Here is a 23828-nt window from a genome sequence, read left to right as displayed (position 1 = left end):
GGCCCGGAGCGGCCGTCCGACCGACCGGGCGGCCGTCCGTCCCGCCTCAGACCGTGACCACCTGCCGCTCGCCCGCCTCGACGGCGACGGCCAGCCGGTTGCCGGGCGGCGGGAACGGGCAGATGAAGTGGTCGGCGAACGCGCACGGCGGCAGGAACGCCCGGTTGAAGTCCAGCACGGTGCGCCCCTGCGCGTCGGGCGCGGGCAGCGAGACGAACCGGAACCGGTACGTCTCCCGCCCGCTGGTCCGGTCCGCGATCACCCCGCTGAGCCGCCCGCCCGCGCCCTCGGAGCCGCTGACGGTCAGCGTGTGCGGCCGCCCGGCCAGCGTGAACGCGACCCGCCCGGTGACGGTGAGCGGCCGGGCGCGGCCGTCCGCGTTCTCCACCAGCAGGGCCTGCGCGCCGTCCTCGAACGGCGTGAACACGGCGGGCACCGCCCAGTCGGGGGCGTACGGGTAGACCGCGATGCCGGCGAACCCGGCCCGGGCCGGGGCGGCCGGGTCGAAGACCCGCAGGGCGAGTTCGCCCTCCCGCTCGATCGGGACCAGCCGCAGCTCGTCCAGCACGGCGATCTGCGGGCGCCGGTCGGTGTCCGGCCGCAGCGCGACCCGGCCGGTCGACTCGCGCTCCTCGCCCTCGACCCGGACGCCGTCCCCGGCGCGCAGCTCGGCGCAGACCGCGCCGCCCTCGGCCCACCAGCGGCCGGGCAGGCCGGGGACCTCCGCGGGTACGGGCTCCAACCAGTGGGTGCCGGTCAGGGCCAGCGGGCCGTGCGGCGCGCCCGCCGCGGCGCTCCGGGCCTCCGTCCAGCGCTGCCAGGCTTCGGCTGCGGTGTCGGTCATCGGACTGCCTCCCAAGTCGCTCTGTTCTCAGGCCACTTCGTCTCTCAGGTCACTTCGTCCTCAGGTCACTTCGTCCTCAGGTCACTTCGCCCTCAGGCCACTTCGCGGTCAGGTCCGGGTCAGCGGGCGGAACAGCCCCTCCTGCATCACCGAGACCACCAGCCGCCCCTCGCGGTCGTAGATGTCGCCGCGGGCCAGTCCGCGCGCGCCGTGCGCGATCGGCGACTCCTGCCGGTACAGCAGCCAGTCGTCGGCCCGGAACGGGCGGTGGAACCACATCGCGTGGTCCAGCGAGGCCATGTCGAAGTTCCGTTCGCCCCACAGCGGTTCGACCGGGGCGCGGACGGCGTCCAGCAGCGTCATGTCGCTGGCGTAGGTGAGCGCGCAGACGTGGATCAGCGGGTCGTCCGGCAGCGCGCCGTTGGTGCGCAGCCACACGCCGCTGCGGGCCTCCACCCCGTCCAGCTCCTCGCGCGTCCACTTCAGCCGGTCCACGTACCGGATGTCGAAGGGCTGGCGGCGGCTGATGAACGGCGGCAGCTCGCCGAGCCGGGCGCCGACCTCGTCCAGCGCGCTCGGCAGCGTCTCCGGCGCGGGGGCGGCCGGCATCGGGAACTGGTGCTCGATGCCGCCGGGCTCGGGCTTGTGGAAGTCCGCGGTGAGCGCGAAGATCGACCGCCCGCCCTGGATGCCGAGCACCCGCCGGGTGGTGAACGAGCGCCCGTCCCTGATCCGGTCGACCTGGTAGACGATCGGCACGCCGGGGATGCCGGGGCGCAGGAAGTACGCGTGCAGCGAGTGCACCGGCCGGTCCTCGTCCACCGTCCGGCCCGCCGCGACCAGCGCCTGCCCGGCCACCTGCCCGCCGAAGGTCCGTTGCAGCGACTCCTCCGGGCTGCGGCCGCGGAAGATGTTCAGCTCGATCCGCTCCAGGTCCAGCAGGTCGACGAGCTGGTCGACGGGGTTACCCATGTATCGCTCCCTCTCCGGACGCCCGGCGGGCAGGGGTGTGCCGCCGAACGCCTCGTCCGTCCAGCACAAGTCTCCGCGCCCACCGGGAATTCCCGCCTCCCGGCGCGGTCACCTCCCCCGTCACACCAGGCCGGACTGCCGCACCGTGATGTTCAGCCGCCCGGTCAGGCCCAGCTCCGGGTCGGCCGTGCCCGGCAGCGTCCGCACCACCCCGTGGTACGCGAAACGGCTCTCCCCGCCGAACACCAGCAGGTCGCCGCCGCACAGCCGCAGGTCCGTCCACGGCCTGGTCCTGGTCTCGGTGTTCCCCAGCCGGAACACGCACTCGTCCCCCAGCGACAGCGACACCACCGGCGCGTTCACCCGCTCCTCCCGGTCCTGGTGCAGCCCCATCCGCGCCCCGTGCGGGTAGTGGTTCACCACCGCGATGTCCGGCGCGAAGCCCACCGCCCCCGCCACTTCCCCGGCCCGCTCCCCGTACGCCTCCGCCACCGCCCGCCGGGCCAGCCCGCCCAGCACCTCCGGGAACGGCTTCACCGGCCTCCCGTCCCCGTCCACCAGCGTCCGCGCGTAGCCGTACGGGTACCAGTGCCACCCCAGCGACACCGTCCGCACCGACATCGCCCCGCCCCCGGGCAGCACCACCGACCGCATCCCCGCCGGCGGCCGCGCCCACTCCCGGCACGCCGCCACCAGCTCCCGCTGCTCCCCCGCCCCCAACCACCCCGGCACCAGCACCACCCCGTCCGCCGGCTCCTCCCGCCCGCGCCCGAACAACTCCCCGGCGAACACCCCACCACCACGCATCCCCCATGCTCCCACCCACCCCCGACACCCCCGCCCCCGAACGCCCAGCCGCCGCACGCCCCCCAGCCCGCCGCAGGCACCCCGCCCCGCCGCCACGACCCGCCGCAGGCACCCCGGCCCCTTCCCCGCACGCGCCCGCCACCGTCCCCCATCGGCCCCCGTCCCTTCCCTCCCCCGGCCCGCCGCAGGCACCCTCCGTTCCCCTCCCCACATGCGCCCGCCGCCGTCCCGTCGGACCCTGGTGTGGGGGCTTCCCCCCGCCGGAGGAGGTGGCGCGATGCATCCGCTGGAGTTCCGCGTGGTGGACCTTCCCGAGGCCGCGCTGCACAAGACCGCAGTGCTGGTGCTCGGCAGCACCGGGCGGTGCTGGTCGGTACGGGGCTGCGGCTCTCGGACGGGCGGCGGCTGGCCCGGGAGGTCGAGGACTCGGGGCGGCGGCTGAGCGCCGTCCTGGTGCCGCACCACGCGCCGGACTGCTGGCTGGCCGCGGAGGTGCTGCGCGACGCCTTCCCCGAGGCGCGGATGCTCGCCTCCGACCCGGTCCGCGCCCGGATCGAGCGCGACTACCCCGCGGTGCGGGCCGCGTGGGCCGGGCTGGGGACGAACTCCCGTCCCGTCTCGTCGCGTTGGAGCCGCTGGAGGGCGACGCCGTCGAGCTGGAGGACCACCGGCTGGAGCTGCGCGGGGCGTCCCTGGGGCTGCCCGAGCACCACTACCTGTGGGAGCACCGGAGCCGGACGCTGCTCGGCGGCCCGCTGCTCTGGCTGAACGTGCACCCGTGGCTGGCCGACACCCCGGACGCCGCGCAGCGCGAGGCGTGGATCGACCTGCTCGACGAGATGGCGGCGCTGGAACCGCTGCGCACCGTCCCGGGCCACCGCCACCTGCCCGCCCCCGACCCCGCCGCTCCCGCCGCTCCCGCCGCTCCCCCCGCCGATCCGATCGGCTGGACCGGCGACTACCTGCGCGCGTTCGCCACCGAACTCGGCAAGCCCGTCGCCGCGGACGCCGTCGTGGCCGCCCTGCTGCACCGCTACCCGTCCGCCGCGCTGCCCGCCTCCGTCGGCCCGGCCGTCCGGACCGCCCGGGAGCGGAGCGCCGCCGCCTGAACCGGGCCGCCGCGCAGCGCGCCGTCAACAGACCGCCGCCCACGCTCACCCCCGGCCCCGGGCGCGTTCCCTCGGCCCCACCCCGCAACCGCGACATATTGGACACCCGACAGCTCGCACCACCGCGCCACCGCACCACTTCGCACCACCCCGCGCCACCGAACCACCGCTCGACCGACGACAGGAACACCGCCGTGCTCGCCAAGCAGTACGAGATCACCCTGCCCGCCGACTACGACCTCGACATCATCCGCCGCCGGATCAAGGCCGGCGCCCCGCTGCTGGACGACCGGCCGGGGCTCGGCTTCAAGGCGTGGCTGATCCGCGAGCGCGGGACGGACGGCTCGCCGGTCAACCAGTACGCGCCGCTGTACGTGTGGCGCTCGGACGGGGAGGCGGCCCGGTTCCTGGTCGGCGGCGGGGGCTTCGAGAACATCGTCCGGGACTTCGGGCGCCCGACCGTCCGCCACTGGACCGTCCTCGCGCACTTCGCCGGCCCGGCCCGCACCGCCGCCCCCGAGCCCGGCACCGCCACCCGCCGGCTGACCACCGTCCCGGCCGGCCCGGACCCGCTGGCGCTCGCCGCGCACGTCGGGCAGGAGGTGGAGCAGCTGCGCGAACTGGCCCGCGACCCCGGCGTGCACACCGCCGTGCTGGCCCTCGACCCGTCCGGCTGGGAGCTGCTGCGCTTCGTCCTCCGCTCGGACGAGCCCGCCGACGTCCCGTCCGCCGATCCCGCGGCCGACCCGGCGACGACGCTCTTCCGGCTCCCCCACCTGTCCGCCCCGGAGCTGTCCGCCTTCCCGAGGGCCGCGTCTGGTAGTCCGGCCCCGGCGACCCGCCCCCGCCCGCCTACTCCTCCAGCACCCCGATCTTCCGCGCGCACCAGCCCCAGGCGTTCCAGCCCTGGCGGCGCAGGATCTCCTCGCCCACCGTGATCTGCTCGCGCCGGCTCGCGCGGTCGGGCGGTCGGCGTAGCGCAGGCCGCCCGCCTCCCGCCAGGTGGGCGGCCAGATCTGGAGGCCGCCGTAGTAGCCGTTGCCGGTGTCGGCCTGCCAGTCGCCGTCGCTCTCGCAGTCGGCGAGCCGGTCCCACACCGCGTCGGACACCGCCTGGCGGGCGGCGGCGGGCGTACCGGCCGTGGTGACGGCGGCGGCGGGGAGCAGCAGGCCGAGCGCGATCAGCGCCCGCCAGCACGAGGCCCGGCCGGACGAGGCCCGGCCGGACGAGGGGGGTATCCGCAGAGGTATCCGCATCCCCCGACGCTACGCACCGCGCCCGCCGCACCACCCTCCGGACACCGCCGAGCGGGTGGCCCGCCCCCTACCCCTGCCGCGCCCCCTGCCCCTGCCGCGCGTCCCGGGAACGGCGGAAGCCGCCACCCCCGGGGTGCGGGGTGGCGGCTTCACGCCGACGGGGTGGGGCCGACGGGCGGCTCCGGGGGAAGCGGTGCTTCCGTGGGGGTGGGTCAGACGGACAGGACCTGGCCCGGGTAGATCAGGTCCGGGTTGCCGCCCACGACACCGGAGTTGCTGGTGTACAGGGTGTGCCAGTCGACGCCCAGGCTGTCCGCGATCTTGGACAGGGTGTCGCCGGACTGCACGGTGTAGCTGTTGCCGGACTTGGCGGTGTTGGTGTCGGTGGTCGCCGCGGCGGACTTGTTCTTCCAGGTCTGCTTCGGGGTCTCCTGCGCGGCGGCCTTGGGGGCCTGGGCGCGGGACTCGGAGCGGGAGGCCTTGGCGGAGTCGTCCGAGGCGGCGCTGTTCGACTTCGCGGAGGACGAGGTCGACTTCGAGGAGGTCGACTTCGAGGACGAAGCGGACGAGGAGGAGGAGCTGCCGGACGAGGTGTCGACCTGGGCCGGCGCGCCGCCCTTGGTCAGACCGGCCTTCACGGAGCAGACGGGCCAGGCGCCCGGGCCCTGCGAGGCCAGGACCTTCTCGGCGACGGCGATCTGCTGCGCCTTGGTGGCCTGGTTGGCCTGCGGGGCGTAGGCGGTGCCGCCGAAGGCGGCCCAGGTGGAGGAGGTGAACTGCAGGCCGCCGTAGAAGCCGTTGCCGGTGTTGATCGACCAGTTGCCGGTCGACTCGCACTGCGCGACCTTGTCCCAGGTGGAGACGTCCGCGGCGGAGGCCGTGTTGGCCGTGACGAGGCCGGCCACCGGGGCGGCGAGCAGGGCGCCGCCGACGACCGCCGCGCGGACGCGGTTGCGCTTCGGGGCGGTGGTGGCAGCGGCGGTCTCGTTACGGAAGGTCATGAGATTCCTCTCAACATCCCCGGGATAGGGCAGGCGGAACCAGGCCCCGGCGGGGCCGTGCTCGCTCGCCAAGTCCGTTGGGCGACCGGTCACGTGTCGGACGTGCCGTTGCCGCCCCGGCCACCTGTCCGCATCCCCGGCGGCGGCTGGCTGCCGTCGCGCCGGTGGGCGCAGGGCCCGGGTTCCAGGGGTGAGCCGGAAGCGGGCCGTGCGTCGGGGGTGAACCCGGGAGGTGCTCGTTGCACCGGGCAAAAACCTACGATTCGGACTCCGAGGCGCCAAACAGTTTCGGGTCGCCCCAGGTCAAAGCAGTGTTACCGGCGGTATCGATCATGCCCATCGCAAGTAAATGTCCTTTTCATCCGCTTTTTCCAAGATCAGGCCGTATGGGGATATGACCCCGGTCACACCGGAACCCGTGTGAGGTCGAGCACAGTGTCGACGGAAGGTGGTCCTCCGCACACACGGAGCGATCAGAAGCCGCGCAAATTCCGTCGCCCGGCCGCCCGCCCGTGACCCCAGCCACAACCTCCCGTTGGTAATGGCGATCGGCGCTCCCCGCGCCGCGCGCCCGGGAGGTCCCGCCCGGGGCACCCGAACGAGCACCTGGAACGTCAGGGCGAACGAGGAGTCTGCTAGTGCCGCGCATGCTTGAGGTGAGCGAGGACGTACGCGCCGAGATCGGCGACGACGAGGCCGAGAGCCTGCTCGCGGGTGCCCACGCCCCCGACGCGTACGACTGCACCTCCTGCCGACAACCGGGCGACTCGCTGCACGAGCCCACCAGCACCGTCCTGTTCGTCGGCGAGGAGACTGCGGTGCTGGCCTTCGCGCACGCCCGCTGCGTCCCGTCCCAGGTGGTGCCGGTGGACGAGCAGCAGCTGCGCGGCGCGGTCGAGTCGATCGGCCAGGGCGGCGCCGCCGCCGTCGACCCGGTGGCCCCGCCCGCCGGGCCCGCCGGGCCGCAGCCCGCGCTCCGGGTGGACATCCCGGAGCCGATCACCGCCCCGCCGACCGCGCCGCCCGGCCAGCCGCAGCCCGCGGTGCTCGGCGTGACCTGCGGCATCGTGCTGTGCGGCGACACCCAGCACGCCGCGCTGGTGGTCGAGCCGACCGGGCCGGTGGGCCGCCCGGGCAGCGTGCACGGCGAGGACGAGTTCCTCTCGCTGCTGACCGAGCACGGCTTCCAGATCGTCCAGGACGTCAACCAGGCGCCGGCCCGGCCGCGGGCCGGCTGGTCGGTGCTGATGGCGATGGGGCAGCTGCACGCGATCCTCCAGCCCTCGGCGAACGGCGGCTCGGCCGCCTGGTGGCAGGCCCACCAGCCGCTCCAGGTCACCCCGGGGTGGCGGGCCGCGGCGGCCCGCAAGTCCGAGGTGATCATGTACGCGGTGCCGGCCGGCACCATCGGCCGCCAGCCCCGCGAGGACCTGCTGCGGATCGCCATGGACCGGGCCGCCGCCCGCGGCCTGCTCGCCGCCGGCATGCTCCCGCTGGCCGGCACCTGAGAGCGGGGGCGCGCCGATGACCGACCCCGTGAACGACCCGGCCACCACCCCGGACGGCCCCGACGCCCCGGCGGTCCCGGCCGCCCGGAGCGCCGTTGACCAGGGCACGGGCACCCCGACCGGGCGCGGACTGGGGGCGGCGCCCCCGCATCCCAAGCCGGTCTCGCTCGTTGGCTCCTACGTGTACAGCTACGACCTCGCGTCCCCGGCCGTCCCTCCGCCCAGTCCGGCCCCGGCGGCGCCGGCCGGGCGATCCCGAACATGCGCCCGTCGTACGACGCCGAGCACCCGGTGTCGGCCACCCCGATCTACGACACGCTGTACTCCGAGTACCGGCGGATGTTCCGGGCGCTGCCCGGCGACCGCTCCGGCGAGGAGGGGATGCGGTTCACCGGCTTCGCGGTCCGCGAACCGCAGCCCCAGTCGGCGTCCCCGTCCGCCGCGCACCCGCGCGAGGCCCCCGACCGGCCGGGCGCCCTGGCGTACGCGCAGCAGCACCAGTCGTTCGACACGTACGCCGGGCAGGCCCCGGGCGCCCCGCAGTTCATGCCCGCGCAGACCTCCACCGCGCAGGCCAACGGCCAGGGCTGGGTGGCCTCCGGCTACCTGGGCGCCCCGGGCGGCTCCCCCGCCCCCGGCGGCGGCACCCCGGGCGGGCGGCACCGCTCGGTGCTGTCCCTGCCCCGGGCCGGGACGCCTGACCCGGCACCGCGCCGGAGAGCACCACGAGAAGGGGAGAGGGCCGCGGACACCCGTCCGCGGCCCTCTCCCCTTCTCCCACCCCTACGTCTTCTTGCGACTACTTCTTCTTGCGCTTCTCCCGGACCCGGACCGAGATCGAGATCGGGGTGCCCTCGAAGCCGAACTCCTCGCGCAGCCGGCGCTCGACGAACCGGCGGTAGCCGGCCTCCAGGAAGCCGGACGCGAACAGCACGAACCGCGGCGGGCGGGTGCCCGCCTGGGTGCCGAACAGGATGCGCGGCTGCTTGCCGCCGCGGATCGGGTGCGGGTGCGCGGCGACCAGCTCTCCGAGGAAGGCGTTCAGCCGGGCGGTCGGGATGCGGGTCTCCCAGCCGGCCAGCGCGGTCTCGATCGCCGGGACGAGCTTCTCCATGTGGCGGCCGGTCTTGGCCGAGACGTTCACCCGGGGCGCCCACTGCACCTGCACCAGGTCGCGCTCGATCTCGCGCTCCAGGTAGAAGCGGCGCTCCTCGTCCAGCTGGTCCCACTTGTTGTAGGCGATGACCACGGCGCGCCCGGCCTCGACGGCCATCGAGATGATCCGGGTGTCCTGCTCGGCGAGCGTCTCGCTGGCGTCGACCAGGACGACCGCGACCTCGGCCTTGTCCAGCGCGGCGGAGGTGCGCAGCGAGGCGTAGAAGTCGGCGCCGGCGGTCTGGTGGACCCGGCGGCGGATACCGGCGGTGTCGATGAACTTCCAGGTCTTGCCGCCGAGTTCGATCAGCTCGTCGACCGGGTCGCGGGTGGTGCCGGCCAGTTCGTTGACGACCACCCGGTCCTCGCCCGCCACCTTGTTGAGCAGGCTGGACTTGCCGACGTTCGGCCGGCCGATCAGCGCGACCCGGCGCGGGCCGCCGGGCGCGTACCCGTCGCCGAACAGCTGCGGCGGGGCCTCCGGGAGGACGGCCAGGACGGCGTCCAGCAGGTCGCCGGAGCCGCGGCCGTGCAGCGCGGAGACGGGGTAGGGCTCGCCCAGGCCGAGCGACCACAGGTAGGCGGCCTCGGCCTCGGTGGACGGGCCGTCGACCTTGTTGGCGCACAGCACCACGGGCTTGCCGGAGCGGCGGATCAGCCGGACCAGGGCGTCGTCGGTGTCGGTGGCGCCGACCTTGGCGTCCACCACGAACAGCACCGCGTCGGCCTGCTCGATGCCCAGCTCGGCCTGCGCGGCGACCATCGCGTCCAGGCCGAGGACGTCGATCTCCCAGCCGCCGGTGTCCAGGACCTTGAACCGGCGCCCGGCCCACATGGCCTCGTAGCTGACCCGGTCGCGGGTGACGCCGGGGCGGTCCTCGACGACCGCCTCGCGGCGGCCGATGATGCGGTTGACCAGGGTGGACTTGCCGACGTTCGGCCGGCCGACGATGGCCAGCACCGGCAGCGGGCCGCTGCCGTCCAGGTCGGCCTCGACCTCCTCGCCGTCGAAGCCCTCCTCGGCGGCCAGCGCCATGAACTCGGCGTACTCGGCGTCACCGAGGCCGCCGTGCTGGGCGGTGGTGTCGTTGCTCATGTTCCGTTTTCCGTTTCCCGGCCCGGCCCTTCCCAGGGGCGTGCCGTGCGTACCTGCCCCGTGGGCAGCGCGGACCGCGCGGATCTCGCGCGGTCGGGATGGTGCTGTGCCGGTCCCGGTGCCGCTAGGCAGCGGTCAGGCCGGCCTTCTGCTCGACCAGGTCGGCGATCGTGTCGATCACCTGGTCGAGGGTGAGTTCGCTGGTGTCCACCAGCACCGCGTCGGCGGCCTGGGTCAGCGGGGCGGTCTCCCGCGAGGAGTCCGCGGCGTCCCGGCGGGCCAGGTCGGCGGCCATCGCGGTGATGGTCGCCTCGTCCACGCCCTTCGCCCGCAGCTCCGCGGCCCGGCGCTCGGACCGGGCCCGCTCGGACGCGGTCAGGAACACCTTCACGGTGGCGCCCGGGAACACCACCGAGCCCATGTCCCGGCCCTCGGCGACGATCCCGCGCTCGGCGTGCGAGGCGCAGCCGCGCTGCAGCTCCACCAGCCGGGCCCGGACCGCCGGGACGGCCGCCACGGCGCTCACCTTGGCGGTCACCTCGGGGCCGCGGATCGGCCCGGACACGTCCTGCCCGTCCACGGTTATGGTCGGCCCGGCCGCGTCCGTCCCGGACACGATCACCGGCTTCCCGCAGGCGATCGCCACCGCCTCCGCGTCCTCGACGTCCACCTCGTTGGCGAGCATCCACCAGGTCATCGCCCGGTACATCGCGCCGGTGTCCAGGAAGCTCAGCCCCAGCCGCGCGGCCACCGCCCGCGACACGGTCGACTTCCCGGACCCCGAAGGTCCGTCGATGGCGACGACGACCGGGCCGCTCGACGCTCGGTCGACACTGTCCACGGGGCGAACCTCTCTCTCACGACACCAGAACTCACCCTCAAGGTTAATGGACACCCGCCCACCCCCGACCCGCCCAGCGAAACCCCCCACCAGTCCCCCTCCCCCACAGGCCGACCAGCCCACCGCCCCACCCCGCAAAGCCCCGCGCAGCGGACCCCCCAGTCCCGCACCCCCACCCCCGCTCGCGCAACCCCGCCGCCAGCACCCGCACCATCGCCGGCGCGACAGCCAACTGCACGCGGCCGACCTGCTGGCCCTCTTCTCTCCCCACCCCCCAGAGCCCCGCGCAGCGGCTCCCTCTCCCCCACCCCGCAGCCCCGCCCGCTACCCCCCACCCCCGCTCGCGCAACCCCGCCGCCAGCACCCGCACCATCGCCGGCGCGACGGCCAACTGCACGTGGCCGACCTGCTGGCCCGTCGAGTGCTCGATCGTCACGTCCTCGATGTTCACCCCCAGCGCGCCGACCTCGCCGAAGAGGCGGCCGAGTTCGCCGGGCTGGTCGCCGAGGACGACGGTGACCGTCTCGTAGCGGGTGGGCGGCGCCCCGTGCTTGCCCGGGATGCGGGCCTGGCCGGTGTTGCCTCGGCGCATGACGGCCTCGATGCCGGCCGCGCCCGTGCGCCGCTCGCCCTCGTCGGCGGCCTGGAGGGCCCGCAGCGCGGTGACGGTGTCCGCGAGGTCGGCCGCGAGGTCGTCGAGGACGTCGGCGACCACGCCCGCGTTGGCGGAGAGGATGTCGATCCACATCGCGGGGTTGGAGGCGGCGATCCGGGTGACGTCGCGCACGCCCTGGCCGGAGAGCCGGACGGCGGTCTCGTCGGCGTGTTCGAGCCGGGCGGCGACCAGCGAGGAGAGCAGTTGCGGGGCGTGCGAGACGAGGGCGACGGCCCGGTCGTGGTCGGCGGCGTCCATGACGATCGGCATGGCTCCGCAGAGGGCGACGAGTTCGAGCGCGGCGTTGAGCGTCTCGGTGTCGGTGTCGGCGGTGGGCGTGAGCACCCAGGGGCGGCCCTCGAACAGGTCGGCGGTGGCGGCGAGCGGCCCGGAGCGTTCGCGGCCGGCCATCGGGTGCGAGCCGATGTAGTGGACGGTGTCGAGTCCGAGCGCGGCGATCTCGCCGCGCGGCCCGGCCTTGACGCTGGCGACGTCGGTGTAGCAGCGGGCCAGGCCGCGCCGCTGGCAGTCCGCGAGGACCTTGCCGACCAGGGCGGGCGGGACGGCGATGACGGCCAGGTCGACGGGCCCGTCGGGGAGTTCGGTGGTGCCCGCGCCGAGTGAGGCGGCCGTGCGGGCGGCGTCCTGGTCGGCGTCCTCCAGGTGGACGCTGATCCCCCGGCGGGTGAGGGCGAGCGCGGCGGAGGTGCCGATCAGTCCGGTGCCGATGACGGCGGCTGTGCGCATGGCGGCTTCTCGTCTCCCGGGTGCGATCACGGTGTGTCGGGCCCATCCTCTCGTACGCGCCGGTGGCCGCGCATACCGCCCCGGCGGGGCCCGTGGGCCGACGCGCAGGGGAAATCCGGGTGTGGTGGCGGGGGTTGGGTGCAGACTGGGCGCCCGGGTCCGGGGTGCGGGCCGACGGGCGAAGGGGGCCAGGTGGCGGGGAAACGGTCGGTGTGGGAGTCCGGGTTGGAGTCGGTGGTGGTGCACGCGGTGGGCGCGGTGTGCCGGCGCCGGGCGTCGGGGGTGGTGCCGACGGACGGCCGGGTGCGGGTGGCGGGGCTGCCCCGGCTGGCCGCGGCGGGGTCGCTGCGGGTGCGGGTGCTGTCGGGTGACGGGCGGGTCGCCGAGGCCCGGCTGGAGTACCCGGCCCGGGTCCGCTCCGACGGCGAACGGCCCGCCTGGGAGCAGGAGTTGAAGGAGCTGCGGGCCCGGGTCGAGCTGCTGGAGGAGCGCCGCGCGCGGTTGGAGGAGCGGATCGCCGAGGTCGCGGCGCTGCGCGCGGTGCCGCCGCAGCGGCGCCGGGACGAGGGGCACCGGCGGGCTCCGGCGGACGCGGTGCTGGCGCTGGCGGAGTTCGTGGACACCCGGCTGGAGGTGCTGCAGGAGCGGGCGGTGGAGCTGGCCCAGGAGGTCCGGCTGGCCGAGCACGCCCTGCTGGTGGCCGAGGAGCGCGCGGACGCCCGTTCGAGCGCCGAGCGGCCGGGCGGGGTGGAGGCGGGGGCGTGCGCCGAGCTGACGGTGCGCGGCGCGGGCCCGGTGGAGCTGGAGGTGGAGTACGCGGTGCCGGGCGCGGTGTGGGTGCCGACGTACCGGCTGGCGCACCGCCGGGGCGAGCGCACCGCGCGGCTGGTGCTGCGGGCGTCGGTGGCGCAGCGCACCGGCGAGGACTGGTCGGGGGTGCGGCTGGCGCTGTCGACGGCGAGCCTGGTGCGCTCGGGCGCGCTGCCGGAGCTGGCCTCGCTGCGGATCGGCCGCCGGCAGGCGGCGCCCGCGCCTTCGGGGTGGCGGGCCCAGCCGGCCGGCCTGGACGACCTGTTCGCGGGCTGGCAGGACGCGCAGCGCGCGAAGCCGGAGCCGTACGCGGCGTCGGCGCCGGTGGCGGTGGCGGTGGCGGTGGCGGGCGGCGGCCCGGTGCCCGCGCCGAAGCCCGCGCCCCGGCCGTCGGCCCGGCGGGCGTCGGCCCGGGCCTGGGGTCCGGCGGGCGCCCCGGGGGCGCCGGGGTTCGTCCCGACGCCTCCGCCGGTGCCGGTGGCGCCGGTGGCCGCGTCCGCTCCCCCGCCGCCCCCGGCCCCGGCGGGCGCGGTGCCGCCCGGCCAGGGGTACGGCGGGGCTGCGCAGGCGTTCGGCGGGGCGCCACAGGGCTACGGCGGGGCGGCCCCCGAGCCGTTCGCGGACTTCGCGCCGGCCGCCGCACCCGACCCGCGCCCGTCCGCCGACCAGCTGGACTACCCGGCGATGGTGCTGGCGGGCCCGGAGGAGGAGTCGTACCGCCGGGGCCGGCTGTTCCCGGAGCCCGCGCGGCCCGGGGCGGGCGGGGGCGCGCTGCACGAGGCGGAGGCGGTGGGACGGCTGCCGCTGCCGCGCTTCGGGGCGCCGCCGCGCGAGTCGGCGGGCGCCTTCGACCACCGTTTCGACGCGCAGGCCCCGGCGCACGTCCCCTCGGACGGGGTGTGGCACACGGTGGCGGTGGCGGAGCTGCCGGTGGGAGTGCGCACCAGCTACGTGACGGTGCCCTCGGTGGAGGAGGCGGTGTACGCGGTGCTGGAACTGTCGAACGCGACGGCGCACGCGCTGCTGGCCGGCCCGGTGGAGGTGTCGGTGGACGGCGACTTCCTGCTGACGGCGGCGCTGCCGACGCTGGCACCGGGCGGGGTGCGGGAGGTGGGCCTGGGCCGGGCGGAGGAGCTGCGGGTGGCCCGGCACGCCGAGGTGCGGGAGTCGACGTCGGGGGTGCTGAACTCGACGACGGTGCTGGACCACGGGGTGCGGATCGAGCTGGTGAACCGGCTGCCGCACGAGGCGTCGGTGGAGGTCCGCGAGCGGGTCCCGGTCTCGGGCGACCCGGAGGTGCGGATCGAGGAGCGGCCGGGCTGGTCGCCGCCGGCCGAGCCGTCCGCCGAGGTGCCCGCCTCGGCGCGGGTCCGCCGGGTGGTGGTGCCGCCCGGCGGTTCGGTGGAGCTGACGGGCGGTTATGTGGTCCGCATCCCGGCCGGCAAGGCCGTGGTCGGCGGGAACCGGAGGAGTTGAACGTGCCGGAGGAGTGGAACGTGGCCGAGGAGACGATCGCCCTTCCGGTGACGGCCGTGACCTGTCTGGAGGACCGGGCGCAGCTGGAGCGGACGGCGGAACTGGAACTGTCGCCGGGCGTGCACCGGCTGCGGCTGGGCCCGGTGACGGCGCTGGCGGTGGACCGCTCGCTGCACGCGGCGCTGCTGGACGCGGACGGCGCGCCCGGCGGCGGGGCGAAGGTGCTGGACGTGCGGCTGGTGCGGTCCTGGCAGCCGCCGGTGCCGCTGCCGCCGGGGCCGGAGGACTCGGCGCTGCGCCGCCGGGTGCACGACCTGGAGCGCGAGCACCTGGCCGAGTCGCGCCGCCAGGAGCGGTGGCAGGCCAGGCTGGCGCTGCTCGGCCAGCTGGCGGCGGACCTGCTGCGGGAGATCGGCGAGGGCGCGGGCAGCGGCGAGCTGGAGCAGGCCCGCTGGTCGCGCGAGCTGGACCGGGTGGACGCGGAGCGGGAGTCGTACGGCGAGCGGCTGCGGGCCTCGCGGCTGCGCTCGGTGGAGCTGGCGACCGAGCTGGCCCGGGCCGAGGAGGCGCTGGACCTCGCCGAGCGGGAGCCGGCCGAGCTGCTGGCGTTCGTGGAGCTGTCGGTGGAGTGCGCGGCGCCGGGCCGGTTCCTGGCCCGGGTGGGGCACCTGGTGGCGTGCGCGCTGTGGCGTCCGGCGTACCGGGCCGAGCTGGTGGACGGCCGGCTGCGGCTGGAGAGCGACGCGGTGGTGTGGCAGCGCACCGGCGAGGACTGGTCGGACGTGCGGCTGACGCTGTCGACGGCGCGGTCGGCGTCGGCGGGCGAGCCGCCGGCGCTGGCCGAGGACCGGCTGGTGCTGCGGGAGCGCTCGGCGCAGGAGAAGAAGACCGTCGAGGTGGAGCTGCGCGAGCAGGCCGTCCCGGACGCCGGCCCGCTGGAGCCGGGCCTGCCGGGGGTGGACGACGGCGGCGAGGTGCGGGTGCTGCGGGTGGACGGCCCGGTGTCGGTGCCCGCGGACGGGCGGGCGCACCGGGTGCCGGTGAGCGTGTTCGAGGCGGCGGCGCGCAGCGAGTACGCGGCGGCGCCGGAGCTGTCGGACGCGGTGACGGAGGTGGTGTCGTTCCGCAACGCGGCGGGGCACGCGCTGCTGGCCGGCCCGGTGGACCTGGTGCGCGGTTCGGGCCACACCGGCCGGGGCGCGCTGGAGTTCACCGCGCCGGGCGCGCCGGTGCGGCTGGCGTTCGGCTCCTCGGACGGCCTGCGGGTGGTCCGGGAGGCGGACGAGCGCCGGGAGGGCGCGGGCCTGGGCGGCCAGCGCACCCTGGTGACCCGCACGGTGCGGCTGCACCTGTCGCGCTTCTCCGGCCCGGACGAGCACGGCGAGCGGGTGGTGGTGCTGCGCGAGCGCATCCCGGTCTCGGAGGTGTCGGCGGTGCAGGTGCGGCTGCGCAAGGAGCACTGCTCGCCGCCGCCGGACGAGTTGGACGCCGAGGGCATCGTCCGCTGGGAGGTGCCGCTGCCGCCGGGCGGCCGGCGCACGGTGACGCTGGTGTACGAGATCGCGGCGACGGCGAAGGTGGCGGGGCTGTGAGCCGCGCCCCTGGCCCGGCGGCCCGGCCCGGGAGGGGTACAACAGAGGCATGATCTACCACCTCGCCCCGCTGGACGACTGGCTGCGCGACCCGGGCCGGCCGTACACCGCCGCGTCGCTGCTGACCGAGGGCTTCCTGCACTGCTCGCCGGACGAACCCACGGTGCTGGCGGTGGCCAACGCGTTCTTCCGGGACGCCCCGGAGCCGCTGATGGCGCTGCTGATCGAGGAGGCGCTGGTCGAGCCGATGGTGAAGTGGGAGGCGGCCACCGGCGGGCCGCCGCCGGGCACCGCCGAGGGGGTGCTGTTCCCGCACGTGTACGGGCGGCTGAACCGGACGGCGGTGCTGGGCCTGGAGAAGCTGGAGCGCGGCCCGGACGGGCGCTGGGCGGCGCTGCGGCCCTGGAGCTGACCCCGCGGGCCCGGGGCGCGGCCCGGGCCCGCACGGGGCCGTCGGCGGGCGTTGACGGCCCGTCACCGGCCCCGGGCGGGCCGGGCGCTCAGAGCCAGCCGCGCTCCCGGGCCGCCATGCCCGCCTGGAAGCGGGTGGTGGCGCCCAGCTCCCGCATCAGGCCCTGGAGGCGGCGCTGGGTGGTGCGGGCGCTCCAGCCCAGCGAGCGGGCGATCGACTCGTCGGTGAGGCCGGCCGCGAGCAGGCCCAGCAGCTTGAGGTGGTCGGCCTCCGGCCCGGGGCCCTCGCCGTCGCCGAGCACGGTCTGCAGCGGCACCGCGCGCTCCCACTCGGCCTCGAACAGCGCGTCCAGGGCCTGGAGCAGCGCGGAGGGGTGGATCACGTACGCGGCGTCCAGCACGCTGTCGCCGACGCTGATCGGGATGATCGCCATCTTGTCGTCGGCCATCATCATCTTCATCGGCAGCACCGGCCGGACCCTCGCCTCCTCGCCGTCCTCGACGCCGGTGAGGATCTCCTGCTCCAGGCGCCCGGGCCAGGCGATCGCCTCCTTGTCGAAGACGGTGCGAATCCGCACCCCGGACTTGAGCTTGGCCCGCTGCCGGGGCTGCTCGACCGTCGGGTCCTGCACGTACGGCGGGCAGTCGAAGCCGCGGATCTGGTACTGGCTGGACTCGATCAGGTGCTCCAGCCGCTGGGCGATCGCCTCGCCGCCGGTGAGCACCTCCACCGAGTGCGCCGGGTCGGTGTACCGGGAGGCCTCCCGGAAGGCGTCCATCAGCCGGTGCATCTCGGCCCGGGCGGAGCGCAGCTCGGCCTCGCGGTGGCCGATCAGGGTGCCGATGGCGACGTCGGGGGCGACCGACAGGTAGCGCTCCCGGTCGACCGGGGCGCGGGTGGCCATGCCCTGCTCGGCGAGCCGGTCCAGGGCCGCCCGGCACTGCTCCAGGGTCAGGCCGCAGTGCTCCGCCAGCTCCTGGGCGGTGGACTGCGGCGCGACGACCAGCGCGGCGTACACCTGGCCGTCGGTCAGGCCGAGGCCCAGCACGGTGAATGCGTCCAGCATGGTGGTGCTTCCTTCCCCCGCCGCCCTGGTGGCCTGACGCGGTGGCGCACTTCCGCCACGCGCCGGGGCGAACTTCGGTGGCAATCTTCTGCCACCGGGCGGAACGATGGCAAGGCCGTGCGGTGCGCCTCACATGTCAAGACCCGGCAAAGCCGGTCCGCGCACGCGCCGGAGCCCGTCCGCCGTGGCACGGCGGACGGGCTCCGGTGGCGGTCGCGGCTACAGGCCGACCTCGCGCATCAGGGTGCCGACCTCGGGGTTGGTCAGGCGGCGCAGCCAGCCGGACTTCTGGTCGCCCAGCGAGATCGGGCCGAACGCGGTGCGCACCAGCTTCTCGACCGGGAAGCCGACCTCGGCCATCAGCCGGCGCACGATGTGCTTGCGGCCCTCGTGCAGGGTCACCTCGACCAGGTAGTTCTTGCCGAGGTTGGAGACCACCTTGAAGCTGTCGGCGCGGGCCCAGCCGTCCTCCAGCTCGACGCCCTTGGCGAGCGTCTTGCCCAGGTCGCGCGGCAGCGGGCCCTGGATCGCCGCCAGGTAGGTCTTGGTGACGCCGTACCGGGGGTGGGTGAGGCGGTGGGCCAGCTCGCCGTGGTTGGTGAGCAGGATGATGCCCTCGGTCTCGGTGTCCAGGCGGCCGACGTGGAACAGCCGGGTCTCCCGGTTGGTCACGTAGTCGCCCAGGCACTGCCGGCCCTCGGGGTCCTCCATGGTGGAGACCACGCCGGCCGGCTTGTTGAGCGCGAAGAACAGGTAGGACTGGGTGGCGACGGTCAGGCCGTCCACCTTGATCTCGTCCTTCACCGGGTCGACCCGGCGGCCCTGCTCCAGCACCGGCTCGCCGTTGACCTCGACCCGGCCCTGCGAGATCAGTTCCTCGCAGGCCCGGCGGCTGCCCATGCCGGCCCGCGCCAGCACCTTCTGCAGGCGCTCGCCCTCCTCGCCGACCTCCTTGCCGGGGCCCTCGTGCCGGGCCAGCACCCGGTCCTCGATCCGGCCCTGGAGCTCCCGGGAGCGCTGCGGCTGGCGCCGCGGGTCGCCGGGCGCGCCCTGCCCCTCCCGGCGCGGCCGGGGCGCCGCCCCGGGCTTGCGGGAGTCGTACGCGCCGCGCCCGGGCGTCGCGTTCGGCCCGCCGCCGTACTCGGGCCGGTCGTACCGGCGCTCCTCCGGGCGCAGCGGGCGGTCCGGGTAACGCCGCTCCTCGCCCCGCCCGCCGCCACTGCCGCCGCGCGAACCCGCGCCGTACGAGCCGGAGCCCGAACCACCGCGGGCGCCGCCGCCACCGTACGAGCCCGAGCCCGAGCCCGAACCGCCGCGCGCGGACTGCCCGCCGCGGCCCTGGCCGCCACCGCTGCCGCCGCCGTAGGACGACGATCCGCCCCGGCCCCCGCCCTGCTGGCCGCCGCGGCCGCCCTGCCCGCCCCGGCCCTGGCCGCCGCTGTTCCTGCCGTTGCCACCGTTGCCACTGCTACGCATCAAAATGTCCGTACGTCGATATCCGTCTGGTCGGCCTGGTTCGGCCTCGGCCCTTCCTGTGCGGCGGCGACCGCCTGCGCGATCATCGTGCCCTCCAGGGACTCCGCTTCCACGTCGTCGACCTCGGGCAGGAAGGGCGCGAGCTCCGGCAGCTCGTCCAGGCCGCGCAGCCCCATCCGTTCCAGGAAGTAGTTCGTCGTCCGATACAGGATCGCTCCGGTCTCGGGCTCGGTGCCGGCTTCTTCGACCAGTCCTCGCTGTACCAGGGTACGCATCACGCCGTCGCAGTTCACACCACGGACCGCGGAAACCCTCCCGCGCGACACCGGCTGCCGGTACGCGACCACCGCCAGCGTCTCCAGCGCGGCCTGCGTCAGCCGGGCCTGCTGCCCGTCCAGCACGAACCGCTCGACCGCCTCCGCGCACTCCGCGCGGCTGTAGAACCGCCACCCGCCGGCCACCTGCCGCAGCTCGAAACCGCGCCCCTGCGCCGTGTACTCGGCGGCCAACTCCCGCAGCACGGAGGCCACTTCGGCCTTCGGCGCGTCCAGCACGGCGGCCAGCCGGCCCTCCGCCACCGGCTCGTCGGCGACCATCAGCACCGCCTCCAGCGCCGCCCGCAGCGGGACGCCCCCCGGCTCCGGCGCCGCCACCGCTTCGGGTGCCGGTTCCGATCCCGGTTCCGGTCCCGTCCCCGGTTCCGGTTCCGGCAGCGCCAGGACGCGCTCCACCGGTTCGATCCGGGCGCCGTCCGGGTACGCCGACTCCTGCCACTCGCCGGGCCGGTGCGCGCCCGGCAGCCCCAGGGACCGGCGCGCGGGCCGCTCCGTCATGCCGTACCGCCTTCCTCGCCGCCCGCCGGGCGGTCGAACTCGTCGGTGACCTCGACCGCCCGGCCGTCCGCGGCGACCCAGCGCACCACCAGTTCCTCCAGGGCCCGCGGCTGCTCGAAGACCAGCGCCTTCTCCCGGTACAGCTCCAGCAGCGCCAGGAACCGGGCCACCACCACCAGGGTGCCGTCCGCGTCGGCCGCCAGCTGCCCGAAGGTGGCCGCGCCGAGCGCGCGCAGCCGCTCCACCACCAGCGCGGCCTGCTCGCGCACGCTCACCGGCGGCACGTGGATGTGGTCGACGTACACCACCGGCCGCGGCCTGGGCGCGAACGCCTTCGCCGCCAGCCGGGCGAAGCGCTCCGGGCCGATCGACAGCACCACCTCGGGCAGCAGCAGCGCGTACCGCGGCTCCAGCGCGACCGTCCGCGGCCGGCGCAGCGCCTCGCCCTCCCAGCGCTCCGCGAACAGCGCCGCGACCTTCTTGTACGCCCGGTACTGCAACAGCCGCGCGAACAGCAGGTCGCGCGCCTCCAGCAGCGCCAGGTCCTCCTCGTCCTCGACCTCGGCGGCGGGCAGCAGCCGGGCCGCCTTGAGGTCCAGCAGGGTCGCCGCGACCACCAGGAACTCGGTCGCCGCGTCCAGGTCCCACTCCGGGCCCATCGCCCTGATGTGCGCGACGAACTCGTCGGTGACCTTCGACAGCGCCACCTCGGTGACGTCCAGCCGGTGCTTGGCGATCAGTCCGAGCAGCAGGTCGAACGGCCCCTCGAAGTTCTCCAATCGGACCTGGAACGCCATAACGGACATTCTGGCAGACGCCCCGGGGCGCGACGGCGGACGCGACACCGGGGCGCGGGGGAACCGCGCGCCCGGCCGGGCGGCCCGCCCGCCCGCGCGGAGCCCTCACGGAGCGCCCCCGCAGCGCCCCACGGCGGCCCTCAGCGGCCGCGCAGCCTGCGCACCAGGATCGACGCCTCGCCGCGCTGCTCCAGGTCCGCCAGGACCACCGCGACGGCCTCGCGGACGACCCGTCCGCGGTCCACGGCCAGGCCGTGCTCGCCGCGCAGCACCAGGCGGGCGTGCTCCAGGTCCATCAGTTCCTCGGCGGACACGTACACGGTGATCTTCTCGTCGTGCCGTTCCCGCCCGGAGGGCCGCCGGGCCCGTCCGCGTCCGCGCACCGTGGCCGGGGCCGTCCGGCGGGCCTCTGCGGGGTCCTCCGCGCGCCCCGCAGGGGCCGCCGGGGCGGCCTCCGGTCTGGCGGCCGGCACCTCGGCGGTGCGCGGTGCGGGAGCGGCGCCCTCGCCGCTCCCGGGGGGTTCCTGCCCGGCGGGGGCCGCGCCGTTCACCGCAACGGTGCCGTTCGCGGGGCCGGAGCCGTTGCCGTTGTTGCGCGCGAGCGAGGGCGACAGGGCCATTCCGCCGGTTGCCCGGAACAGTTCGTCGGCCCCCGGGAGGCTCACTCGGCGGGGCGGCACCGGTCGAGCACCTCCCTGGCGAGCTGGCGGTAGGCGGCCGCGCCGACCGAGTTGGTGGCGTAGGTGGTGATCGGCTCGCCGGCCACGGTGGTCTCCGGGAACCTGACGGTCCGCCCGATGACGGTGTGGAAGACGTGCTCGCCGAACGCCTCGACGACCCGGGCCAGCACCTCGCGCGAGTGCACGGTGCGCGAGTCGTACATGGTGGCCAGGATGCCGTCCAGCCGCAGCTCGGGGTTGAGCCGCTCGCAGACCTTCTCGATGGTCTCGGTGAGCAGCGCGACACCGCGCAGCGCGAAGAACTCGCACTCCAGCGGGACGATGACGCTGTGCGCGGCGGTCAGGGCGTTGACGGTGAGCAGGCCCAGCGAGGGCTGGCAGTCGATGATGACGTAGTCGTAGTCGGGCAGCAGCGGCTTGAGCGCGCGGGCCAGCGCCGACTCCCGGGCCACCTCGCTGACCAGCTGCACCTCGGCGGCCGACAGGTCGATGTTGGACGGCAGCAGGTCCATGCCGGGGATGGCGGTCTTCAGCAGGACCTCGTCGGCCGTCAGGCCCCGCTCCATGAGCAGGTTGTAGACGGTGACGTCGAGTTCCATCGGGTTGACGCCGAGGCCGACCGAGAGCGCGCCCTGCGGGTCGAAGTCCACCAGCAGGACCCGGCGGCCGTACTCGGCGAGCGCCGCGCCCAGGTTGATGGTGGAGGTGGTCTTGCCGACGCCGCCCTTCTGGTTGCACATCGCGATGATCTGCGCGGGGCCGTGCTCGGCGAGCGGCGCGGGGATCGGGAAGTACGGCAGCGGGCGGCCGGTCGGGCCGACCCGCTCGCGGCGCTGGCGGGCCGCGTCGGGGGCCAGGGTGGCGGCGTACTCGGGGTCGGGCTCGTACTCGGCGTCCGGGTCGTCGTAGGGCCCGTAGCCGAGTTCGCTGTAGGCCAGGCCGTACGCGGCGAAGTCGGCGTCGTAGTCGGTGGCGGCTGCCGCCGCGCTCTGGCGGGCCTCGAAGGTGCGGACCGCGACCGAGCCGACCTCCTGCGTGCCCACCGTGGCCTGCCGGGCTTCCTCGTTCGGCTGCCCGGCGGAGAGCTCCGCCAGTCCTGGCTGACCACCCCCGGGAGCAAATGTCGACTCATTCACAAGTCGTCTTACCTCCTTGGACGTCCAGGACTCTATGTCGATTCGTCAGCGTGGCAGCATGCCAACGGTTTGCGACTCTAGGCCGTTTCGGGCATTCGCAGCAACACAATCCACGGTAGTGGGCCGTGTGTGTCGGCCGTTCACCCACCCCGTGTCAAGACACGAGCCTAACGTTTCCGCCCCCGCGCCGGGCCGTGAGGGCCCGTCAGGTGTCCTTGTCGACAGAGCGGGTGACAAACCGCACTGGAATTGACCGCCGGCGGTCACCCCCGAGCCGTCCGGCCGCCCCCCGGGCATGCCGAAGCCCCCGGCGCGAAGGGGAAGGACGGCCGGGGGCGACAGCGGGTGAGGGGGCGTCAGGCGAGCACGCTCTCCAGGGGGACCGACTCCAGACCGAAGGCCTCGGCGACGGCCGGGAAGGTGATCTGGCCCTCGTGCACGTTCAGGCCCTTGGCGAGCGAGGCGTCCCGGCGCAGCGCCTCCTTCCAGCCGCGGTTGGCCAGCTCGACCACGTACGGCAGGGTCGCGTTGGTGAGCGCGTAGGTGGAGGTGTTGGGGACGGCGCCCGGCATGTTGGCCACGCAGTAGAAGACCGAGTCGTGGACCTGGAAGGTCGGCTCGGCGTGCGTGGTGGGGTGCGAGCCCTCGAAGCAGCCGCCCTGGTCGATGGCGATGTCGACGAGCACGGAGCCCGGCTTCATCTTGGCGACCAGCTCGTTGGTGACCAGCTTGGGGGCCTTGGCGCCCGGGATCAGCACGGCGCCGATCACCAGGTCGGCCTCGACGACGGCCTTCTCCAGCTCGAAGGAGTTGGAGACGATCGCCTTGACCTTGGTGCCGAAGACCTTGTCGGCCTCGCGCAGCTTGTTGATGTCGCGGTCGAGCAGGGTCACCTCGTAGCCCATGCCGATGGCGATGGTGGCCGCGTGCCAGCCGGAGACGCCGCCGCCGATGACGACCGCCTTGGCCGGGTGGGTGCCGGGCACGCCGCCGGGCAGCACGCCGCGGCCGCCGGCCGGGCGCATCAGGTGGTAGGAGCCGACCTGCGGGGCCAGCCGGCCCGCGACCTCGGACATCGGGGCGAGCAGCGGCAGCGCGCCGTTGGGCAGCTGCACCGTCTCGTAGGCGATCGCGGTGGTGCCGGAGGCGACCAGCGCGTCGGTGCCGGCCCGGTCGGCGGCCAGGTGGAGGTAGGTGAAGAGGGTCTGGCCCTTGCGCAGGCGGTGGTACTCCTGCGCGATGGGCTCCTTCACCTTGAGGATCATGTCGGCCGCGGCCCACACCTCGTCGGCGGTGGGGAGGATGGTGGCACCGGCGGCCACGTACTCCTCGTTGGGGATCGAGGAGCCGACGCCGGCGTTGTCCTCGATGACGACCTCGTGGCCGTTGCGGACCAGCTCATGCACACCGGCAGGCGTGATGGCCACGCGGTACTCGTGGTTCTTGACCTCGCGGGGGATGCCGACCTTCACGGCTAACACGTCCTCTTGCCATGGGGGATACCTGCCGGGGAAGCCCGGCGGGCGACGCACATGAAGGGCACAACGGACAGGCCGGTG

At 75.3% G+C, this 23828-nt stretch carries 19 protein-coding genes and 2 pseudogenes; 6 read left to right on the top strand and 15 right to left on the bottom strand.

All coding sequences use genetic code 11. The features are described 5' to 3' along the window. Positions 1-46 precede the first annotated feature (46 nt). From QMQ26_RS26570 to QMQ26_RS26560, 3 genes are all read right to left on the bottom strand, one after another. The gene (locus tag QMQ26_RS26570; protein ID WP_282202921.1) at positions 47-844 is read right to left on the bottom strand and encodes a DUF1684 domain-containing protein; all 798 of its coding nucleotides are present in this window, start codon (positions 842-844) and stop codon (positions 47-49) included. A gap of 108 nt (positions 845-952) precedes the next feature. Then, positions 953-1816 carry an acyl-CoA thioesterase gene (locus QMQ26_RS26565; RefSeq protein ID WP_100840090.1) on the bottom strand — a complete coding sequence of 288 codons (864 nt, stop codon included), beginning with the start codon at positions 1814-1816 and terminating at the stop codon, positions 953-955. A gap of 120 nt (positions 1817-1936) precedes the next feature. Then, a complete protein-coding gene (locus QMQ26_RS26560; protein WP_282206620.1) occupies positions 1937-2623 on the bottom strand; it encodes an alpha-ketoglutarate-dependent dioxygenase AlkB family protein in 687 nt (228 codons plus the stop codon). A 626-nt stretch (positions 2624-3249) separates the two neighbouring features. On the opposite strand from QMQ26_RS26560, the gene QMQ26_RS26555 reads away from it, so the two are divergent. Next, complete coding sequence (locus QMQ26_RS26555) at positions 3250-3732, top strand: MBL fold metallo-hydrolase (RefSeq protein WP_282202920.1); 483 nt, start codon at positions 3250-3252, stop codon at positions 3730-3732. Positions 3733-3926: 194 nt separating this feature from the next. Beyond that, positions 3927-4670: a DUF4865 family protein gene (locus tag QMQ26_RS26550; protein ID WP_282202919.1), complete on the top strand. Its 744-nt coding sequence runs from the start codon at positions 3927-3929 to the stop codon at positions 4668-4670. A gap of 60 nt (positions 4671-4730) precedes the next feature. Here the strand turns inward: QMQ26_RS26550 and QMQ26_RS37520 are convergent. After that, a pseudogene (locus QMQ26_RS37520) lies at positions 4731-4988 on the bottom strand (transglycosylase family protein); the annotation flags it as partial. Positions 4989-5200: 212 nt separating this feature from the next. Beyond that, positions 5201-5989, bottom strand: coding sequence for a LysM peptidoglycan-binding domain-containing protein (locus QMQ26_RS26540; protein WP_282202918.1), 789 nt, complete (start codon positions 5987-5989; stop codon positions 5201-5203). Between the two features lie 647 nt (positions 5990-6636). Between QMQ26_RS26540 and QMQ26_RS26535 the strand changes: the two genes are divergently transcribed. Next, the gene (locus tag QMQ26_RS26535) at positions 6637-7497 is read left to right on the top strand and encodes a hypothetical protein (protein WP_282206619.1); all 861 of its coding nucleotides are present in this window, start codon (positions 6637-6639) and stop codon (positions 7495-7497) included. 799 nt (positions 7498-8296) lie between these two features. On the opposite strand, the gene der is transcribed toward QMQ26_RS26535, so the two are convergent. From der to QMQ26_RS26520, 3 genes and pseudogenes are all read right to left on the bottom strand, one after another. After that, positions 8297-9748, bottom strand: coding sequence for a ribosome biogenesis GTPase Der (der, locus tag QMQ26_RS26530; protein ID WP_100840097.1), 1452 nt, complete (start codon positions 9746-9748; stop codon positions 8297-8299). A gap of 124 nt (positions 9749-9872) precedes the next feature. Next, complete coding sequence (gene cmk, locus QMQ26_RS26525; RefSeq protein WP_100840098.1) at positions 9873-10589, bottom strand: (d)CMP kinase; 717 nt, start codon at positions 10587-10589, stop codon at positions 9873-9875. 325 nt (positions 10590-10914) lie between these two features. Continuing rightward, positions 10915-11991, bottom strand: a pseudogene (locus QMQ26_RS26520) (prephenate dehydrogenase); the annotation flags it as partial. Between the two features lie 192 nt (positions 11992-12183). On the opposite strand from QMQ26_RS26520, the gene QMQ26_RS26515 reads away from it, so the two are divergent. Genes QMQ26_RS26515 through QMQ26_RS26505 form a run of 3 tightly spaced genes read left to right on the top strand, consistent with a single transcriptional unit; the run spans position 12184 to position 16281 of the window. After that, a complete protein-coding gene (locus tag QMQ26_RS26515; protein ID WP_282202917.1) occupies positions 12184-14277 on the top strand; it encodes a DUF4139 domain-containing protein in 2094 nt (697 codons plus the stop codon). Between the two features lie 2 nt (positions 14278-14279). Beyond that, positions 14280-15869, top strand: a complete 1590-nt coding sequence (locus tag QMQ26_RS26510) for a mucoidy inhibitor MuiA family protein (protein WP_282202916.1) — start codon at positions 14280-14282, stop codon at positions 15867-15869. Between the two features lie 49 nt (positions 15870-15918). Further along, entirely contained in the window at positions 15919-16281 is a 363-nt protein-coding gene (locus QMQ26_RS26505) for a DUF952 domain-containing protein (RefSeq protein WP_100840100.1), read from the top strand. A gap of 88 nt (positions 16282-16369) precedes the next feature. On the opposite strand, the gene QMQ26_RS26500 is transcribed toward QMQ26_RS26505, so the two are convergent. The 7 genes from QMQ26_RS26500 to ald form a co-directional block, all read right to left on the bottom strand. Continuing rightward, positions 16370-17347, bottom strand: coding sequence for a helix-turn-helix domain-containing protein (locus QMQ26_RS26500; protein WP_100840101.1), 978 nt, complete (start codon positions 17345-17347; stop codon positions 16370-16372). Positions 17348-17566: 219 nt separating this feature from the next. Next, positions 17567-18823, bottom strand: a complete 1257-nt coding sequence (locus QMQ26_RS26495; RefSeq protein WP_282202915.1) for a pseudouridine synthase — start codon at positions 18821-18823, stop codon at positions 17567-17569. Further along, on the bottom strand, positions 18823-19656 hold the full coding sequence (scpB, locus tag QMQ26_RS26490; protein ID WP_282202914.1) for an SMC-Scp complex subunit ScpB: 834 nt from the start codon (positions 19654-19656) through the stop codon (positions 18823-18825). The genes QMQ26_RS26495 and scpB overlap by 1 nt, the downstream gene beginning before the upstream one ends. Further along, positions 19653-20453 carry a segregation and condensation protein A gene (locus QMQ26_RS26485; protein ID WP_404813962.1) on the bottom strand — a complete coding sequence of 267 codons (801 nt, stop codon included), beginning with the start codon at positions 20451-20453 and terminating at the stop codon, positions 19653-19655. Before QMQ26_RS26485 ends, scpB begins: the two co-directional genes overlap by 4 nt. 140 nt (positions 20454-20593) lie before the next feature. After that, entirely contained in the window at positions 20594-21073 is a 480-nt protein-coding gene (locus tag QMQ26_RS26480; protein WP_282202913.1) for a hypothetical protein, read from the bottom strand. A 41-nt stretch (positions 21074-21114) separates the two neighbouring features. Next, complete coding sequence (locus tag QMQ26_RS26475; protein WP_404813961.1) at positions 21115-22176, bottom strand: ParA family protein; 1062 nt, start codon at positions 22174-22176, stop codon at positions 21115-21117. A 449-nt stretch (positions 22177-22625) separates the two neighbouring features. Then, a complete protein-coding gene (ald, locus tag QMQ26_RS26470) occupies positions 22626-23741 on the bottom strand; it encodes an alanine dehydrogenase (protein ID WP_282202912.1) in 1116 nt (371 codons plus the stop codon). Positions 23742-23828 lie beyond the last annotated feature (87 nt).

The organism is Kitasatospora fiedleri (assembly GCF_948472415.1).
GTDB classification, from domain to species: domain Bacteria; phylum Actinomycetota; class Actinomycetes; order Streptomycetales; family Streptomycetaceae; genus Kitasatospora; species Kitasatospora fiedleri.
The sequence above is the reverse complement of the archived record's forward strand: the minus strand, read 5'-3'. Positions and strand labels throughout refer to the sequence as shown.